The sequence below is a fragment of the Pseudomonas sp. GW821-FHT09C10 genome, from assembly GCF_059418085.1.
Genome location: NZ_JBWKPE010000001.1, coordinates 406,971 through 421,019 on the forward strand (window position 1 = coordinate 406,971; position 14,049 = coordinate 421,019).

Annotated in this window: 18 protein-coding genes; 2 read left to right on the top strand and 16 right to left on the bottom strand. The window is 56.1% G+C overall.

Annotated elements, in window-relative coordinates; genetic code table 11:
* Positions 1 to 70 precede the first annotated feature (70 nt).
* The gene (locus tag AC07OT_RS01795) at positions 71 to 730 is read left to right on the top strand and encodes a DUF4145 domain-containing protein (RefSeq protein WP_495107262.1); all 660 of its coding nucleotides are present in this window, start codon (positions 71 to 73) and stop codon (positions 728 to 730) included.
* Between the two features lies 1 nt (position 731).
* On the opposite strand, the gene AC07OT_RS01800 is transcribed toward AC07OT_RS01795, so the two are convergent.
* From AC07OT_RS01800 to AC07OT_RS01820, 5 genes are read right to left on the bottom strand one after another with little or no spacing between them, the layout of a single operon-like run.
* On the bottom strand, positions 732 to 1,283 hold the full coding sequence (locus AC07OT_RS01800; protein WP_495107263.1) for a phage baseplate assembly protein V: 552 nt from the start codon (positions 1,281 to 1,283) through the stop codon (positions 732 to 734).
* Positions 1,283 to 2,392: a phage late control D family protein gene (locus AC07OT_RS01805; RefSeq protein ID WP_495107264.1), complete on the bottom strand. Its 1,110-nt coding sequence runs from the start codon at positions 2,390 to 2,392 to the stop codon at positions 1,283 to 1,285. Before AC07OT_RS01805 ends, AC07OT_RS01800 begins: the two co-directional genes overlap by 1 nt.
* The gene (locus tag AC07OT_RS01810; RefSeq protein WP_094066634.1) at positions 2,380 to 2,586 is read right to left on the bottom strand and encodes a tail protein X; all 207 of its coding nucleotides are present in this window, start codon (positions 2,584 to 2,586) and stop codon (positions 2,380 to 2,382) included. The genes AC07OT_RS01805 and AC07OT_RS01810 overlap by 13 nt, the downstream gene beginning before the upstream one ends.
* The gene (locus tag AC07OT_RS01815; RefSeq protein WP_495107265.1) at positions 2,586 to 3,467 is read right to left on the bottom strand and encodes a phage tail protein; all 882 of its coding nucleotides are present in this window, start codon (positions 3,465 to 3,467) and stop codon (positions 2,586 to 2,588) included. Before AC07OT_RS01815 ends, AC07OT_RS01810 begins: the two co-directional genes overlap by 1 nt.
* Positions 3,467 to 6,058: a phage tail tape measure protein gene (locus AC07OT_RS01820; RefSeq protein ID WP_495107266.1), complete on the bottom strand. Its 2,592-nt coding sequence runs from the start codon at positions 6,056 to 6,058 to the stop codon at positions 3,467 to 3,469. The genes AC07OT_RS01815 and AC07OT_RS01820 overlap by 1 nt, the downstream gene beginning before the upstream one ends.
* 19 nt (positions 6,059 to 6,077) lie before the next feature.
* On the opposite strand from AC07OT_RS01820, the gene AC07OT_RS01825 reads away from it, so the two are divergent.
* The gene (locus tag AC07OT_RS01825; protein ID WP_495107267.1) at positions 6,078 to 6,335 is read left to right on the top strand and encodes a hypothetical protein; all 258 of its coding nucleotides are present in this window, start codon (positions 6,078 to 6,080) and stop codon (positions 6,333 to 6,335) included.
* Positions 6,336 to 6,394: 59 nt separating this feature from the next.
* Here AC07OT_RS01825 and AC07OT_RS01830 read toward each other — a convergent pair whose 3' ends face one another.
* From AC07OT_RS01830 to AC07OT_RS01880, 11 genes are all read right to left on the bottom strand, one after another.
* Positions 6,395 to 6,709, bottom strand: coding sequence for a phage tail assembly protein (locus tag AC07OT_RS01830; RefSeq protein ID WP_495107268.1), 315 nt, complete (start codon positions 6,707 to 6,709; stop codon positions 6,395 to 6,397).
* Positions 6,710 to 7,261: 552 nt separating this feature from the next.
* Positions 7,262 to 7,786 (bottom strand): phage major tail tube protein, encoded by a 525-nt coding sequence (locus AC07OT_RS01835; RefSeq protein ID WP_495107269.1) that lies wholly within the window; start codon positions 7,784 to 7,786, stop codon positions 7,262 to 7,264.
* Positions 7,786 to 9,210: a phage tail sheath subtilisin-like domain-containing protein gene (locus tag AC07OT_RS01840; RefSeq protein ID WP_495107270.1), complete on the bottom strand. Its 1,425-nt coding sequence runs from the start codon at positions 9,208 to 9,210 to the stop codon at positions 7,786 to 7,788. Before AC07OT_RS01840 ends, AC07OT_RS01835 begins: the two co-directional genes overlap by 1 nt.
* A complete protein-coding gene (locus tag AC07OT_RS01845; RefSeq protein ID WP_495107271.1) occupies positions 9,200 to 9,412 on the bottom strand; it encodes a hypothetical protein in 213 nt (70 codons plus the stop codon). The genes AC07OT_RS01840 and AC07OT_RS01845 overlap by 11 nt, the downstream gene beginning before the upstream one ends.
* A complete protein-coding gene (locus AC07OT_RS01850; RefSeq protein ID WP_495107272.1) occupies positions 9,409 to 9,897 on the bottom strand; it encodes a Gp37 family protein in 489 nt (162 codons plus the stop codon). The genes AC07OT_RS01845 and AC07OT_RS01850 overlap by 4 nt, the downstream gene beginning before the upstream one ends.
* The gene (locus tag AC07OT_RS01855; RefSeq protein ID WP_495107273.1) at positions 9,897 to 10,328 is read right to left on the bottom strand and encodes a gp436 family protein; all 432 of its coding nucleotides are present in this window, start codon (positions 10,326 to 10,328) and stop codon (positions 9,897 to 9,899) included. Before AC07OT_RS01855 ends, AC07OT_RS01850 begins: the two co-directional genes overlap by 1 nt.
* Before the next feature lie 3 nt (positions 10,329 to 10,331).
* The gene (locus tag AC07OT_RS01860; RefSeq protein ID WP_495107274.1) at positions 10,332 to 11,312 is read right to left on the bottom strand and encodes a major capsid protein; all 981 of its coding nucleotides are present in this window, start codon (positions 11,310 to 11,312) and stop codon (positions 10,332 to 10,334) included.
* A gap of 14 nt (positions 11,313 to 11,326) precedes the next feature.
* The gene (locus AC07OT_RS01865; RefSeq protein ID WP_495038788.1) at positions 11,327 to 11,695 is read right to left on the bottom strand and encodes a head decoration protein; all 369 of its coding nucleotides are present in this window, start codon (positions 11,693 to 11,695) and stop codon (positions 11,327 to 11,329) included.
* Between the two features lie 8 nt (positions 11,696 to 11,703).
* The gene (locus tag AC07OT_RS01870) at positions 11,704 to 12,723 is read right to left on the bottom strand and encodes a peptidase (protein WP_495107275.1); all 1,020 of its coding nucleotides are present in this window, start codon (positions 12,721 to 12,723) and stop codon (positions 11,704 to 11,706) included.
* Between the two features lie 59 nt (positions 12,724 to 12,782).
* Positions 12,783 to 13,583, bottom strand: a complete 801-nt coding sequence (locus AC07OT_RS01875; RefSeq protein ID WP_495107276.1) for a hypothetical protein — start codon at positions 13,581 to 13,583, stop codon at positions 12,783 to 12,785.
* Positions 13,584 to 13,654: 71 nt separating this feature from the next.
* Complete coding sequence (locus tag AC07OT_RS01880; protein WP_181639922.1) at positions 13,655 to 14,047, bottom strand: hypothetical protein; 393 nt, start codon at positions 14,045 to 14,047, stop codon at positions 13,655 to 13,657.
* Between the last annotated feature and the right edge of the window lie 2 nt (positions 14,048 to 14,049).

Here is a 14,049-nt window from a genome sequence, read left to right on the forward strand (position 1 = left end):
AGTTTAAAGAGAATGAACTCACACAAGCTTAGAAGCCTTAATATATCGAAAACAGACAAGAGAAAAGCTCATGACAAAATTTGTCCCCCCTGAAGCTGGCAAGAAGAGTTTTAATTGTCCTTTCTGCTTAGCGTTGACAGGAATGCAGTGGGATCAGCTGGCGCTGGAAGATGATAATTTGTCCGACTTCTTAGCTGCGACTTGTCATAGCTGCAATGAAAGAAGCATTTGGACGTACGTAGCGCGATCGACCCAAATGGTCTATCCACACGTAGTACAGGCCGAACCTGCTCATCCACAAATGCCTGAAGAGATAAGAGAGGGGTACGAGGAAGCAAGGCAAATTGCCTCGCTTTCCCCACGGTCCGCAGCCGCCCTACTTAGGCTTTGCATTGAAAAACTATGCTTAGTGCTAACCAAGCAAGAAAAGGGTGATATCAACACGATGATAGCGACTCTCGTAGAACAAGGATTATCTACGAAAATTCAAAGGGCTTTGGATACAGTCCGGGTGATTGGGAACGAAGCAGTCCATCCCGGCGTACTCGACCTTTCAGATGGAGATAAATTTGTTCTCCCTCTCTTTCGCTTGATCAATCTCATCATTGAGGAGCAAATTGCTCTACCAGGTGAAATTGATGATCTTTTCAATCTGCTACCGGAGAGCAAGCTTAAAGGCATTGAAGACAGGGACGCAAAGGCAAAAGCCAGTAAGGCTGGGAATAATTAACTCAATGTGAGTGATGATTTGAATTCCCACTTACATCCATGATTGTCCCGATTGCATCAATGTTCCCATCCACCTGCAGGTTTCCTTTTATCAGCAGGTCTCCATTCAAGGAGACCTGCGGTACATCTAACGTTGCTGAAGGCGCCTTCACAACCACCGGTTCCCCAGCTTCAACCGTGATGTTTCGTCCACACTTCACAAGCAATGCCCCCACACAGTCCAGCGTCATAACCCCAGCTGCACGGTCGTAGGTTGAAACCGTCCCGTCACTGAAGCGGACATAATCAGTATCTTCGTCTACGACTGGCGGCGGCTCAGCAGTCGAGTAGATCCCACCCAGATACACACCACCGACACCATCGGCATCAAGCAGCACTGCGCCCTGTTCCCCCAGTTCGGGCATCAAAGGACGACGCTGAGTCCCCTGCGTATTGCGCTGGGGCACGTGGAGCCAATAGCTCTCAACGCCATCACGGTCATCCAGGCGGACCCGCACGCGGCAGGTTGGGTAGTCCACGCCACTGATCTCTCCATACTCAAGCTCAATGCCCATCAGGCCACCACTTCATGCTGAATGCCGTAGGTCGACAACGCCAGGTCGGGCTTGGTGTTGGTCAGGCTTAGGTTGATCAAGGGTGCCGAGATGCGGCAGACCTCTTTCTCCACGGTATAACCAGAACGGGTCACCCGGTGGTGTGAGGCAGTAATCAAGTAGTTACCGCCTAGCATGCCCGCCGCAACCAGAGTGACGACATTGCCGCTCACCAGGTCCGGTCGACCAATGCAGCTCCAACTGCCGGTGGTGCGTTCCCTGTTGGTTTTGGCCAGCTCAGCTTTAGCCTTCGCTTTGGAGACTTCTGCCGAGGCGCTGCGCTTACGCTGCTTCTTCGTATCGGCGCTGGTGGTGGTCTTGCTGGAACTGCTGGGCACCGCTACGGTTTCTCCGTTTTCCATCTTGTAGGCGATCAACTGCTTTTTGGCCGGGTCTTTGTGCTTCACCTCAACTGCCTTAGGCACCACAGTGATCTGGTCACGCAGGCGGACACTGGCAAGGTCCTTTAACACCAGACTGGCAACCGACACGCCCTTGGCCAGGTCGCTGATTGCGTGGAACACCATGCGTCTGCCGGTCACCTTGAAGGCGTAGTCGTACTCGCCAGCCAGGTTACGCAGGAAGGCCAGGTCCGACTCCTGTTGAGTTAGGCGATCCAGCTTGATCGGTTCGATACGACCGATAAGCTCCAGCCCTTGACGGGTGGCGATCTGCTTGGCGACCGCGTCCAGTGTCATGTTTTCGTAGGCTTTATGCTCAGTGGTGCGCAGCGCTGTTTGAATACCTGCGCCAAGGGCACGAATGCTGATGGTCGACGGCGGACAGTTCAATTCGACCTCATCTATTTCAAAGCTACCCACAGCCCGCAATGGTTCGCCTTCCCAGCCTATGGACAGCTTCAGTGTATCGCCGTGCCCTGGGTACCAGGCGTCCCGCCATTTGCCTTCGGTGTCCTCCAGTTCTACCTCCAGGCTGTCAGCTTCCCCTGTCAGGAAGTCGTCGTAGGTCAACGACAGCAAGTGCTTGCTGACATCACGGGTGATGTTGCGTTGCTGATAGGTGAGTACAAAGCGCGCCTCGGGTACCAGCTTTGGAATCAACGCATCCATGGTGGGAGATCCTCGGTCGACGTTACGGGTTCCAGCATAGGGATGGCCAGCGTCAGTCCAGCTGGAAGCGCGGCGGTGATGGGGACATGGGTGTTTGCTTCCACAATGGGCAAATAGCGGTGAGCGTCACCGTAGTAGCGCCAGGCTAACTGATCCCAGCGCTCTCCCTCGGTGGTTACATGGGCGATAAACATCAGGCTCTCCGGGTCAGGACTTGAGCTGCCAGGCCTGCAAGGCGAGTGCTGGCGCTATTCAGGGTGGCCGCCGCCTGTCCAAGAGACTCGCGGGAGCTGGCGAAGCGGTCGGCGATGTTGCCCAGGTCAACCGGGTTGAGGCTGGATTGAGCGCCCATCACGCTCCCCAGCACGCTGTCGCTCAGCCGTGACAGATCGGCGCCGTCATCGAACAGATCTGCAGCGCCCTTGAAGCCTTGGAGCGGCTCAATCGCCCGAGCGGTGATGCCGAGCAGTTGCGGTACCTGGCCAAGGATCATGGACGGGCTGCCGCTTTTGACGGAGTCGTACACGTTCATCCCCGTACGCAAGACGTTGCCCACCGTTTTCGCATGAGCAATAGCCATCTGTGTGGGGCTGGCTGGCGGCGTCAATTTAGAAATCAGCCCCGGCGATCCCATGGCTGCTGCAGCTGTCCCGCTAAGAGCAGGATCAAACAGTCCCGGTCGGAGTACGTTGCGGTTAAACGCTCCGGTGTACTCCTTCAGGCTGACCTGGACTGTCGCGGCGGCGATCTGGCCCACAGCAGTCCCACGTCGCATCGTGTTACTGATGTCGGTGATGACGTAGGCGCCCAAGTACTCGCCGCTGCCCATCACGAAGGCCAACGGTTCATGCTTGCTCTTGGCCTGTCGCAGTGCCCGCAGCCGCTCCTCAGGATCACCCAGCATCGGATGCAAAACCATCGTCAGGTTGCAGGCGTCCAGGCCTTCGCCAATCCACTCCAGTAAGGGCTTGCCCTGAATACGAGCATGCTCAGCCCAATCAGCGGTACCGCTTTGGTCCAGACCACTGATGCCGCCTGCAACGGTGAACTCAATGTCTCCCAGGATCGCGAACATCAGGCAAATCCTTCCTCGGGTGAGCCGTAGCTGCGGCGGCGCTTATCGTGGTTGTAGCGCTCCATGAATTTGACCCAGTCGGCATAGCCTGCCTGCAGACCCTGTTCTATCTGGCTGCGTACATCAGAGCCACCGGGCACGGTGATCTGCGGGGAGAAATTGTAGGTGGGCTGAACACTCGCACCAGGTGCAGTCCCTTGTCCCGCTCCTGCAAAGCCTCCCATCATGCTCGCCCTGGACATATCAGCCGGGTTGGGCGGCAGCATGTCGACCTTCGACTGTGTTGCCATTCCCAAGGCTGCCCTGCGCACCAGGTCGGATTGCGAGGTGATGCCAATGGCGGCGCCTTCGCTGATGTTCGCCCCATACCCCATGAACACACGGCTTGGCGATTGGATGCCCAGGGTCTCGGTAAACCAGCCTTTCACCGACGATCCGATGCCTACCACGCTATCTTTCAGCGCCCCGGCCATATTGCTGATGCCGTTGACCAGCCCTGTCACCAGCATCCCGCCGAACTCACTGAATTTGCCGGGTAACTCGATCCCGAAATAGCTCATCACACCCGCAAAGGCCCGGTAGAACAGGCCGAGCGGAGAGAAGTTGATGATCAGCCCGGTGATACCCGCAAACCCGCCGCTGAAACCGGCTTTGATCTCTGTCCACAAGCCGCTGAAGAAACCCTTGATGGGTTCCCAATAGCGGTAGATCAGATACGCGCCCAAGGCGATGCCGGTGATCAATAGTCCGATAGGGTTCATCAGTAAGGCTCGACCCAGCCAGAGGACGGCCTGACCCGCGAGCTTCAAACCGAACAGCAATGTTCCGCCGAGGATCTTGCCCAGGAACAAACCACCACGCGCCACCATCATCAACGGTGCGCCGAGGGCCATAGTGACGCCACGTAAGAACAGGCCACTGTACCGGGCAACCGTGAGCAATCCGCTGCCAATACGGGTCAGGCCGCTGACCAGGGGCGCGAATTTGCCCATCTGCCACATGCCGCGCAACAGAGTCCATTTGGCGGACACCGTAGTGATGGTGGTGGACATGGCCACGAATGGCGACATCACCAGGTTGGCGCCGTAGGCGAGACCAATAAAGGCAAGTTTGCCTGCCAGCAGACCGCCGACAAGGCCCACAACCCCCTTGATGATTCCGGGGTTCTCACTTGCCCAAGTGGAGAATGAAGCCATCACTGGCACCAGGGCTTTGGTCACATCTACCAAGGCAGGTAACAACGCATTACCTACCGAAATACCTATGTCTGAGAGATTGGTCTTTAAGCTTTTCAGCTGCTCTTTAGAGCTGCCCATTCGCTTATTCCAATCCTCATCCAGTACACCTTTATCCGCAGCATCCTTACTACCAGCCTTGATACTGCCAAGGTCTTTTTGGTTTGCGAGGGCAGGACGAACAAACGAAAGCACCTGTTGATCAGCAAAAAGCTCCCCGAGTTTGTAGGCTTCATCCAACCGAGCGAGGGCGACTTGCTTTTCCTGGTCGTCTTTTAGATCCAGCGCCTTCCCATATTCTGCAGCAGCTGCGGGCGCTTTCTTTCCGAGATGTACCGTCAATATTTTGATCATTGCTTCAGCGGGTGAAAAACCCTCGCTGACTAAGTTTTTCATACTGCTTTTAAGATCAATACCCGCCTTCTCAAAGGCCTTAATCGAGTCGGGGGCGGTTATCTTCGAAAGGAAGTTTTTGAAGTTGTTAGCGGCCTCATCATTCGTGCCTGCTCCACGTCGGGCTATTTGCAGTGAAGCCCCGATTTCAGCAACCGCTCGTTCACCTGTAACCCCCAGCGCAGCGAACTGAGGTGTCAACTGTGGCAACCATTTTGCCATGTCCGCAAGTTCAAACTGGCCGCTTTTCCCGGCAAACGCCAGCATGTTCATTGAACGCTCTAAGCCAGCCGCGCCAATACCCAGGTTATCGTTCAGTGCGATAGCTACAGAGCCGAGATCGTCCATGCTGGCTCGGGTCGCGGTTGCGGCCTTGGCCATTACTGGAGCGTAATTTGCGAGTTCCTTCGCGTTTGATATGCCCCCCGCGATCAAGACGCCAGTACCCTTGGCCACGTCAGTTTGAGTTTGATTCCACCTCAACGCCGCCCCACGCATTACGTCGCTAAGCCGTTTTTCCTCAGCCTCGTCGAAGCCACCTGTAATGGCGATGTCACGGGTCTGGTCTTGAAAGTCGATAGCCGTACGCATCGACTGCACTACAGGTGCGCCTAGGGCGACCCCAGTGCCGATGGTCTCCATCGCCTGGCCACGCAAATCCCCGCGTTTGTTCTTCAGCGTTTCGCCACGGGCAATACTGGTATTGAGGCGCTCCTGCTTGGCCTTGAGCTGTTCAATGGTGCGACCGACCTGGTCGTATTGCCGGCGAAGGCGCTCGACACCGGTACCGCCTCTGGCGATGGACGCCGCCAGTTCTGTGCCCATCAGCTTCTGCTTGGTGGTCAAGCTATCGGTAGCGCGGCCCAGCTGCTGCACGGTCGACTTAGCCGAGCCAAACGCGGCGTGCAGGCTGCCCGATACTACGGCACCAATCTTTAACCCGACCAGGACTTCATTAGCCATAATTTGCTACGCTGCAAGCATGTTTGAAAAAGCCGCTCTGCTCACCGCCAAAACCCTTTATGCACTGGCCATCGGCGTCGGTGTGATCTGGCTTGCCTGGCTCTGCCTGGCGAACCTGCCCTTGTGGGCGGCGGTGCTGATGTTCTGCCTGGGACTGCCGTTGCTGGCCCTGGCAGCCGCCCCAATCGCAGCGGGCGGCGCATTACTGGCGGGAGTGGTGGTTGGGTTGGTAGCGATCAGCGGTTCATTTGCTCGGAAAGTTCGATCCGGCGGTTGATCTCTCGCTCACAAACATCAACCCAAAACCAGTACCGCTCCATCTCCAGCTCGTCAATCTCAGACGGTTGCATCCTCAGTACCAGGAGCAGCGCCTCGTCCCAGGAATTCAGCAATGTCTCGTCCGTTGGACATTTCCCGCAACACCTCAGTGGCTGACTTGGAGTCAGCAATATCAAACTCCAACAGGTCTTCCAGAGTAATGCCGAGCATCTTGGCGCAGAGCATGTCTTCCATGGCGCCTTCGTCCTTGGCCACTGCCTGAGCTGCACTGATGTCTTTGCGCTTGAGACGTTTGATAGGCAGAGATTTGAGCTGGTCGCCCGTACCTGATTTGAAGGGAAATTTGAGGGTAAAACTGACTTGGTCGGCCACGTTTGATACTCCAGGTTGATCGAGTGATCGGTTGCTCTATGAGAGCCCTGAGTGTCGCGCCTGGACGCGGCGCTGGCTTTTAATCGAGTTTAAAGAGACAGTAATTCTTGGGAGCACCAGTCACCTTGCGCATTACTGTTCATTACGAAAGGAGTAAGAAAGTATGAGTAACGATCACGAGTTCAGTTTCAGTGGTTTGGTAAGGACGATACTCAACTTATTGATAGATTCTTGTCCTTTGCAGGTTGAGATTACCGTTGAAACACTGAACCTTCCAAAGGGGAATTACGAGAAGAGTCCACCGTCTAGTGGGTTCATTCTGGGTTTCTATAATCAGACTCCAGAGGAGGAAGTTCTGAACAGCACGCTTGAATGGCTTATCGCGGAGGGCTACATCCGAGCAGGAGCGCGTGATCACTACGTTGCTACGTTGCAGACTCTGAAGCTTTACGGATCAGTTCCAAGCGCGCTGAGCTCTTAACAGGCCAACGAGCTATCAGTGAGGGATTGACAAAACTGAAGGCATTTTGCTTAGCAAAATGCCTTCAGTTTTTATGCCTGACCGATGTTCTTCCGGTACTTGGACAACTGATCCTCACCGCCCACGCGGAAGATATTGGAGAGGTAGTCCAGTCGCACGATTTCCTCACCGTTCAACAGCTGGCGCACGTACGTGGCCGAGAACGGCGTTTCGAACTTGGTGGGGTCACGTGGTTTGTAACTGCCCAGGGCGTATTCCTTGAAGGTCACCGTCATCAGGGTGACCAGAGGGATTTCATCCACCAGCCCCGCACTGTTGAACACTTGTACGTTCGAACGGCACTGCAGTTGAACACTTTTGAACGGTGTGGCCAGCTTCTTCGCCGCGTCGTAGTAGAGGCTGTTCCACACGATCTTGCCTTCCAGCTTGTCGAGGCCGTCGGGCAACTCAATCAGACCGACCATGCCTAGTCCTTGGAAGTCAGACATCACCGCTTTTACCGTGCCGAGTTCGATCTCCTCGCAACGAGCAAAGTAGCTGTTGCCGTCCAGGTATACGTTCGCGTTGGCGATCCGATGCGCGCTAAAGCCAGCCATTATTCGGCTCCCAGTTTGACCAGGTATTCCCCGGTGATTTCGGTTTCAAAGGTGCCGCGTTCAAAGGGCACCGGCACGGTGAGCTTATAGTTGATCAGCAGGTTGCCCAGTTCGACCTGCGTCTGTGGATTACGTGTCGGGTCAAACCAGCACTCACCGCCGAGCAGAGCCTCGTCGCCGATCAGCTTGCGGAAGAACTGGTTGACGCTTTCAGTCAGGCTGTCGATCAGCGAGTTGGTGATCGGCATGTCAACGAATTGCAACGAGCTGTAGCGAATCGATTCGTCGGCCACATCCTTGGTCCGGCGCACGTTTTCGAAGTTGCGCATATGGGTCACGGTGGGCCATGCCGCCGTTCGGTTGCCCCAGAGACGCAGGCCGGTACCGAACGAATTGAACACGGTGGTCACGCCGTTTTCGTTAAGCAGGTTGACTTCGCTGTTCGGATCGTCGACCCGCGCCGTCAGTGGCCGCTCCAGACCGATGACCCCAACCAGCTCCTGGTTGGAGCTGGACCACCAGTAGCCCTTGTCGTTATCTACCTTGGCCCGAAGGCCAGCGGCACGGATCGACAGAGGCTGTAGTCGCTCGCTGTTGGTGCGTGCGTTATAGACTTTCACGTGGGGATAGCACAGACGCGCCCGGTCGCTGCTGGTGTTGAAGTTAATAACGCCACGTGGCCCGCGACCCGCGATTACCTGCTGCACGGTGCTGCCGATGGGCGCATCAATGTAGGCAACGCCGCCCAGTTGGGTTGCTGACGCGATCAGTTCCACGCTCACCGAGTTCAAGGTACTGAACCCTGGCGCGATGAAAATCTTGGGGAAGAAGCCAAACAAGTTGTAGCTGTCCGGGAACGCCTTCAAGCCTGTGCGGCGACCAGCCAGGGTGACCGATCCAATGATGTCAGCCGGAGTGACCTTGCTCGGGTCAGTATGGGTGTAGTCCGCCTTGACGTTCGCAGCGGCAGGAATGGCACCCGACGGCAGCCGTGTGACGCGACCGGTCAACAGGTCTACCGAGTAGTCGGTACCAGGCACATAGGTTGTGGCACCGTCCTCGGACTTCAACGCCAGATTTTGCAACGCGCCGTGCTGCACCTGCAGCAAGTCGTTGTCTCCGAACGGGTGAGCCTGGCCGACGACATTGCTGCGATGCACCGCTGGATCAAGCACGTTGATCACCAACACAGTCCCGGCGCCAAACACGTGAATCCCCGCAAGTGCGTCGGCGACGCTAAAGCCTTCAAGATCTGGACCAAACTGGGCGTCGTCCACTTCAGTCTGCGACAAGGTCAGCTCGTTGACCGGACCAATTGGCGCAGTGCCAACCAGGGCGATGACTGCAGACTTGACCACGCGAATAGCCCGAGGGCCGCGCTCGACCTCGATAGTCTCGATGCCGTGTAGATAGTTAGCTGGCATTGGCTTTTACTCCTTTCCTTTCAGTGGTCGGCAGCAACACCAGGTGCTTCAGCTCCAACAACACCTTGGTGTATTCGTGATCAGCTGGAAGCTCGACCGGCTGACCAGGTAACAGCTGCACGTCGAGCAGTTCACGCGACTCGCCAACGCGCAGGGATGCGCAGCTCTGAGGGCCGGTGTAACGGTATCGGGTCAATGTCATGGGTAAACCTCGAAGGGGACTTCTGTCAGTAGCGGGCCGTCTTCAAGACCCATGGTTTGTAATTGCACTGCACGAGTGGCAATGCTCAGGCCGTATTGCCAGAGCCCCTGAACCTGGCCGATAAAGTTCTCGGCAGTTGGGCGACACGTCATGTCGCAGTGCGGTGGCTTCCAGCCGGTCAGGCATTCGCGAATCCGATCCAGGTAGCTGATCGCGCCGCTGGTGCCATGAAGCTGGCGAAACACCAGAGTCAGCTGAAAGCTCATGTTGCGTGCCTGAAACACGGCATCAGTAGACTCCGACGCACCGAACGTCGACTTGCCGTAGGCCACTAGGATCGCGCCACACGCATGGTTCAGCCGGTACTGGGCGGGGTTTTCGGGGAACAGCTCAATGGCCAACTCGCGGTCAAAGTCCTTTTTCAACCGAGTGACAAAAGCGTCCAGCAGCTGCTCGGTTTGTGTCTTTGCCCTGGGCTGACTCATCAGTAGCGCTCCCAGCGGTCATCAGTGAATTGAGGACGTCGCGCACGAACCCTGATCTCACCGGGCTCTGGCGCGGCTTGGCCGGTCGGCATACCCAAGGTGACTACGCCGTCGCGGATGCTTTCCAGCAGCTTGATGGTGTCCTTGCGGCTGTCCTTAACCGCATCGGGCACCATACCTTCCGGCCTACGCTGATAAAGCCAATGCCGAGCCAGATACACTGCCGCATCCCGCAACACCGTCGGCACCGGATCAAGGGGCAGGTTGTAGCGACCACGTAGGTAACCGTCGACCAGCTCCTCTGCCTGGCGTACACCGTCCTCAATGACTGACTCGTTGGGTGTCTCAGCCGCCGGATCATCATTGGATAGCTGAATCAGCGTGCGCTCAGGAATGGCGTTGTTGACGTCAGTGCGAGTGCAGTAGCGCATAGGTCAGCCCAACTTCATCTCGACCAAGGCTTCAGGGAACAAGCACATGGCCAATGGGTTGCCCTGGGCTTCCAGGTCCCAGCCTTTACCCAACCGACGTGGCTCGGCCTTGCTGTAGAACGGTTGGCCGAGGGTGTTCACGGTCTCGTTGTAGTTGGCTGGTGCGTTAAACATGCGGAACACGCCACGGGCCAACGGGAAGACCTGGGCGATATCCGTTGGAATAAACCGTTGGCTACTGACCGTAACGTCGTATTCGATAAATTCGACGCCGCCGAACGTGAACCCAGAGCGCACATCACCACCGAGTCGATCCTGGGCTTCCTGATAATTGGCAAAAGCTGCCTTGACCTTCTCATGGTCAATCAGTGCATCGAACCAATCCGGCCCGCACAACGCACGAAAACCGGTGACCATCACACCGCCGAGCTTCGACTCGGAATGGCGCTTGGCGTCGAGGCATGCCTTGCGCACGTTGGTGCTGGCATTGCTCAGGGCCACAGTCACTTTCTTCTGAGTGACTTCAAATTCCTTGTACAGGTCGAACATGGTTTCGCCGTCCGCATCCAGCAGCTTGCCGCGCAGCGCGCCGACACGTTGGAACTCGCGGGTGGCCTCAATGCTGTTTTTCAGCTCCTGCAGGTTGTCATTGATCACGGTCGCAACTGGCGCAGCAGCACCTTCCTGACCAAACGCGGCAACCCCTTGCAGTTGGCTTGGCAAAAGAGGCCGCGAGATTGGCAGGTGCAAGGTTTCAAAGCTGCGGCGTTTGCGTTTACCTGCTTTTACCGGCGCAGGATCGTCATTACGTGACGTATTGGGCACCAGGACCAGACGCCCCTCTCGCTCGTCGATCACTACGCTGGTGCTGTTGACGCCTTTCTCGTCGAACAAGCCCATGGCGCCGACTTTTCCCGGAATGGCCGGGAGTTTGTTGATGGCCGCCGTGAGGTTGGCAACGCTGAACATGTCTTGCAGATTCATGGAGTACTTCCTAGTCAAAGGGCCGCACGAGCCACAACGCCCAAGGCATTGAGTTCGTCCAGGGCGGTCGATTTTTGGGCTTCGGTAATGCCTTCCGGCCAAACCAGTTCGGCGGTGGCAACAACAGCACCGCGAGCAATCGCGACACCTGTCGTGTCACCTGCCGTTGCGTCGATGTGTTCGCCAAGTACCGCAGCTGCCTTTTTTGCGGCACCAGTGCCTGCAAGGTCGAGCACCTGAAACTTGCCAGCCACCTTGGCCAGCACCTGCCCGAACGCGTAATTGACGCCCCCCAGCAAGGTTGCTTTTTCTTTGGTCCAGCCTGGAGCGACCTCTACCAGCAGCAAGTCACCCAGGTCTTTGGGCTGATTGAATGTGGCCATGGGGCCTCCTATCGTTGAGCGCGGGCTTCAGCGTCTGCCAGCAAGGGGTTGGTGGATTGGTTGACGGTCTTTCCAACGCGAGATTTGGTGGCCACCTCGGCGAAGCTGACGCCGCCCGCTAAGTCGTTGAAGATGGCTTTCAAGCCATTGCTCAACGGCTCACGTTCGTCCTCTTCACCGAACTCCAGTGGGGTCTCGCTGGAGTCGGCGTAGTCCAGCGCCGCGATCACCGCCGATGCATGAATGGGTTTCATGCCCGCTGCAACGAGCTGTTCGGCGTATTCAACGTTCGATGTGTGAATGGCAGCCTGGGCGGCGGCGCGGTCTGCTTTGTCGCGTTTGGTGATGACTGCTTGAAGGCGTTTGTTCTCCGCCTCCAGGGCGGCGCTGTCTTGCTCGGACATGTTGGTTACCTCAGTGGCGCGAGTGGGTTCGGAAAAGGCGGTTTGAAGGGGTTGATCTGGTTGGCGTGAAGTTTCGGCGAGGCTGTCGATTGCCCAGGATGGAGCGACCTGGTCGGCGGTTTCTTTGTCGAACTTGCCAATGAGCCACTCGCGAAAGCGGCGCCACAGATCAGAGCTGACTTCGTGCCCGTAGTCGCCGAACTCGACGACGCCTTGCTCACCGTCGGCCAGTTCGATGGGGCGTAACCCTTTCACCGATGGCGGTTGGGCGCCCAGGAAGCCGACGTGGCGCAGGTAGTACACGCCTGGCACAGGGTTGTTGGCAGCATCGGGGTGGTAGAAGGACGCGGAAATTTTCTTGTAGCTGCCCTTGGCCACTTGTTCGGCGAACTCAGTATCGACCTGCGCTGGGACGGCGATCAGACCTTCTGGGGTAGCTGTGAGTGACTGAATCCAACCGGAAGCTGGGCCGTCATGTTTGGGATGGCCGATAACCATCGGCGCTTCGTGCAGGGCCGGGTCGTACGCACGCACGGTGGCAGCCAGATCCGACTCGCTGAAGTCGAAGCTGGCGCCGCTCATTGCGGTGTGTTTTCCGGGTTTGAAGATGTGCAGTGGTTTCATGACTGTGCGCTGCGTGGAGGTGATGCGCACAGCTTGGGCCGGTGGATGGCCCAAGACTTTTAATCGGGTTTAAAGAGTGGTTCCCAGGTTTTATCTAATTTGTTGTACATATCCTGATCGTACTGAATCGGGGAGCCATTAATCTGCTCGGCATAATGGTTTTTCAGGCTCATTAAGTCTCCGAAGACCTTGCTGTCTGGTAGAAATAATGGCTGATTTTCAACCGTGGCAGCGATGAGGATGGATATTGCGATCCCAAATTCGACACACTGGATGAGGCTTCCACCGATGTATCTCCCCCAGCCATACAAACATCCATAATCCACCAATTCACCGTTATTCTCATTGGTGGTGATGTGTCCATGCATAGCCCGAGGGTTAGGGTGCCCGCCAAAATCGATTGCCGCTTCATAAAGCGATTTTATCAACGTGGCGGCGTCATCATCTATCTCGCTAATGACAGCTGCTGCCGAAGACACTGCTGCTCCGAACGCTTTTTTTTGAGCCTTTAGATCCGTCTCACTTTTATGTCTGCTTTGCCAAATCTCTACCAGGCGCTCATCACGTGCGACCAGTAAGGCGTAGCAGGCCGACTCTAGTGAGGTCCGCAAGGGAATTGATACGGCCGCTGCATGGCCTGACAGAGCGGTACGTATACCTGCCATGTAGATAAATAGAGAGTTCGTCGCCAATGACTTTGCAGCTGTGTTTGTCTCGCTGGCCTGAATTAGCTGATGAATGAGATCTACACATTCACTAGCTAGCAGCAGTATTTCGGGTTGCTTATTCTTCACCTCATCAGAGGTTTCATCAGCAGTGCTCAAGTACCTGTGAAGGTTACTCCCGTCAAAATTTCTCACAAAAGTTTTCCTGGGTTATCACCTGATGAAGCTGCGGCTCTCAACGAGCCGCATAATTTAAGGGCCTATGGCTATCGTGCCCAACGGTCTGTAGCGACACCAGTGCTGACGCTTAGATGCTCCATGTGATGGTAGTGGTCAGAAGATTCATCCCCCTTTTTCACCACCTCAATGTCGCAGTAATAATTTCCTGTGCCGTAAATTGATTGCACGATTTCAGTTAAGCGGCCTTCGAGCTGTTTTTCAGCTTGGCTGGTCGTAGCAACATGAATGCTGTAGACGCAGGCTTTATCGTCAAAGAAAATTCGGACCAACCGGGCGTGTTCAGCGTTGTGGTCCAGCGCCTTGGCAATTACCGCCGCGATTAGCTTTTGATCATCATCAGGGTAGCTTGCTCGAGCCTCCAGCAAAACGCGATGATTACCAACGGTGAACCATTCAGAATGGAAACCTTCAACTGGCATGT

Bases quoted from the DNA above. Each gene is read 5' to 3' on its own strand.
- AC07OT_RS01795 (WP_495107262.1), top strand. From the start codon at position 71: ATGACAAAATTTGTCCCCCCTGAAGCTGGCAAGAAGAGTTTTAATTGT.
- AC07OT_RS01800 (WP_495107263.1), bottom strand. From the start codon at position 1,283: ATGGGCATTGAGCTTGAGTATGGAGAGATCAGTGGCGTGGACTACCCA.
- AC07OT_RS01805 (WP_495107264.1), bottom strand. From the start codon at position 2,392: ATGGATGCGTTGATTCCAAAGCTGGTACCCGAGGCGCGCTTTGTACTC.
- AC07OT_RS01810 (WP_094066634.1), bottom strand. From the start codon at position 2,586: ATGTTTATCGCCCATGTAACCACCGAGGGAGAGCGCTGGGATCAGTTA.
- AC07OT_RS01815 (WP_495107265.1), bottom strand. From the start codon at position 3,467: ATGTTCGCGATCCTGGGAGACATTGAGTTCACCGTTGCAGGCGGCATC.
- AC07OT_RS01820 (WP_495107266.1), bottom strand. From the start codon at position 6,058: ATGGCTAATGAAGTCCTGGTCGGGTTAAAGATTGGTGCCGTAGTATCG.
- AC07OT_RS01825 (WP_495107267.1), top strand. From the start codon at position 6,078: ATGTTTGAAAAAGCCGCTCTGCTCACCGCCAAAACCCTTTATGCACTG.
- AC07OT_RS01835 (WP_495107269.1), bottom strand. From the start codon at position 7,786: ATGGCTGGCTTTAGCGCGCATCGGATCGCCAACGCGAACGTATACCTG.
- AC07OT_RS01840 (WP_495107270.1), bottom strand. From the start codon at position 9,210: ATGCCAGCTAACTATCTACACGGCATCGAGACTATCGAGGTCGAGCGC.
- AC07OT_RS01845 (WP_495107271.1), bottom strand. From the start codon at position 9,412: ATGACATTGACCCGATACCGTTACACCGGCCCTCAGAGCTGCGCATCC.
- AC07OT_RS01850 (WP_495107272.1), bottom strand. From the start codon at position 9,897: ATGAGTCAGCCCAGGGCAAAGACACAAACCGAGCAGCTGCTGGACGCT.
- AC07OT_RS01855 (WP_495107273.1), bottom strand. From the start codon at position 10,328: ATGCGCTACTGCACTCGCACTGACGTCAACAACGCCATTCCTGAGCGC.
- AC07OT_RS01860 (WP_495107274.1), bottom strand. From the start codon at position 11,312: ATGAATCTGCAAGACATGTTCAGCGTTGCCAACCTCACGGCGGCCATC.
- AC07OT_RS01865 (WP_495038788.1), bottom strand. From the start codon at position 11,695: ATGGCCACATTCAATCAGCCCAAAGACCTGGGTGACTTGCTGCTGGTA.
- AC07OT_RS01870 (WP_495107275.1), bottom strand. From the start codon at position 12,723: ATGAAACCACTGCACATCTTCAAACCCGGAAAACACACCGCAATGAGC.
- AC07OT_RS01880 (WP_181639922.1), bottom strand. From the start codon at position 14,047: ATGCCAGTTGAAGGTTTCCATTCTGAATGGTTCACCGTTGGTAATCAT.